Annotated in this window: 3 protein-coding genes; all 3 read right to left on the bottom strand. The window is 41.4% G+C overall.

The window, feature by feature from the left end:
• A partial coding sequence (locus KAH81_10555; protein ID MCK5834094.1) for a 30S ribosomal protein S12 methylthiotransferase RimO occupies nucleotides 1-421 on the bottom strand: 421 nt, incomplete at its 3' end.
• Between the two features lie 107 nt (nucleotides 422-528).
• Nucleotides 529-1,407 carry a DUF2279 domain-containing protein gene (locus KAH81_10550; GenBank protein MCK5834093.1) on the bottom strand — a complete coding sequence of 293 codons (879 nt, stop codon included), beginning with the start codon at nucleotides 1,405-1,407 and terminating at the stop codon, nucleotides 529-531.
• A partial coding sequence (locus KAH81_10545; protein MCK5834092.1) for an OmpA family protein occupies nucleotides 1,407-2,031 on the bottom strand: 625 nt, incomplete at its 5' end. The genes KAH81_10550 and KAH81_10545, both read right to left, overlap by 1 nt.

The following is a 2,031-nucleotide window of genomic DNA, read 5'->3' as shown; positions in this document are numbered from 1 at the left end:
TTTCATACCAATTTGTAAGATAATCTCTCGGTGTCGATACAAATGGTTTCGAACTCGAATTTCTAGCGCGTTCCAAAGCGTGAATTATCTTACTTTGGTCGCGATTGCCAAATACAATATCGACTTGAGGCATTTCGTTTTTTAGAACTTCGCTATACCTTTCGGCAAGACATCCAGTGACTAAAAGATATTCAATCTTCCCATCTTCTCTCGCTCGAATGTAGTTCCAAATAGCTTCGATACTCTCCGTTTTTGCGTCTTCGATGAAGCCACAAGTATTGACGATAATCATTTCAGCTTGATTAGGATGTTCAACAAGTTTCCATCCGGAACCACGCAAATAATGCGCCATAACCGCAGAATCAATATAATTCTTTGGACATCCGAGTGTCTCGATAAAAACGCTTTTATGTTCCTTCAAAGCCATAGTTATTGGAATTATAATTACAGATCAATGTAAAACAAGTAATATCTTAATATTAGTTTAAAATATTAAACCAAAGTCTGAAGTTAATATATGTTCATTCATCAATGAATCCTAAAATTAAACGAAAGCTCGTAAAAACTCAAGGTTTGTAGATCTCTTTCCCATTTGGTATCTATAAGTCCGGCTAATTCGGCGAGACTCGTCCCAAAACCGAGATATATCTCGCGTTCAGCTATGAAATCTGGGTTATCGTGGTTGGCGGAATATCCCACTCCGAAATGAAAAGGATAATCTTCGAGGGGATTAACGGTTAACCAGTATATATAGTTATCGTTTTGCGCAAGAGTTTGCGCTATTATCTCATCAGAAATGCCCACGGTTGATTTGATAGAAAATCGAATGTCGAATCTCGAGAGTTGGTCAGGCCATTTATTTCGTGCTAACGCAAAAGTTATCCCACATGAATTGGCTATCATGTCAGAATATCCAAAACCCTGCACTGGATTATGTGCATCGACCGGATATTCGACGAACAACATGATCGATCCAGCCAAGCAGCCACCGATAATCCTAGATATTGGTGGTTTTATACCACTCCAATTAGCTAAACCAGTTGTAGCCTGAGTAATTCTATATGAGACAAAGATATGGCTTATTTCATCCGTTTGAATCAGATTGTCGCCATTCCAATCATCATGCTTTATATGAAACGGACCATAATCGTTTCCCCACCAATCATCCATTCGAGAATAGCAAAAACCGGCCGCACTTACAACAATTCCCGAATAGACAGCCAAACGCCACGGAATGATATGTCTTTCAGGTTGAACAGGCAAAATAAGTTGGGGCGGCCTGAGAAGTGAATCTGGTTCAGCTCGAACAGAATCAGCCACCGGAACAATATCCTTTAGAGGGGCGGCAAACAACGCCGCCCCAATTAAAAGTAGGAAGAAAACAATAAGCTTAGATTTCACTATCACTATTCTATTTCTATATCTTCGGCACATCCTTCGATGCATCTGAATTCAATACGCCTGTTATTGGCGCGTCCATCCGGTGTTTCATTCGTATCCACCGGACGAGTTTCACCATAACCGATGGTTTCGAGACGGTTATCGGCTATGCCTTGAGTAATGAGCCAACTCTTAATACTCTTAGCCCGCTTGATCGACAGTTCCCTATTATACTCATCGGTGCCCTTAGAATCAGTGTGCCCTTCAATTAATACCCTCATTTCAGGATAAGCCTTTAGAATACGATATGCCTCTTGAAGATCCTTAGTGCCTTGATGTGTAATATCCCATTTCGCTGTTTCGAAGTAAACTTTGACCCTGATAGATTCACCCTTCCTGAGTTTTTTGGCTTTCGGGCAACCATCTTCATTAACTTCAACGTCTTTTGGAGTGTTGGGACATTTATCGACACCATTACAGACACCGTCATTGTCATTGTCTAATGGGCATCCGAACTCATCGACAATACAACCTTCGGGTGTTTTTGGACATTTATCCTTGAAATCCGCAACCTGATCCCTATCCGAATCAACCGGACAACCTGAATCATCTACACGCGCACCGCGAGGAGTAGCCGGGCAACGATCTGCA

It is taken from the genome of bacterium (assembly GCA_023145965.1).
In the GTDB taxonomy this organism is placed as follows: Bacteria; UBP14; UBA6098; order UBA6098; family UBA6098; genus UBA6098.
Note: the sequence above shows the minus strand (reverse complement) of the source record. Positions and strands in the feature narration are given on the sequence as shown.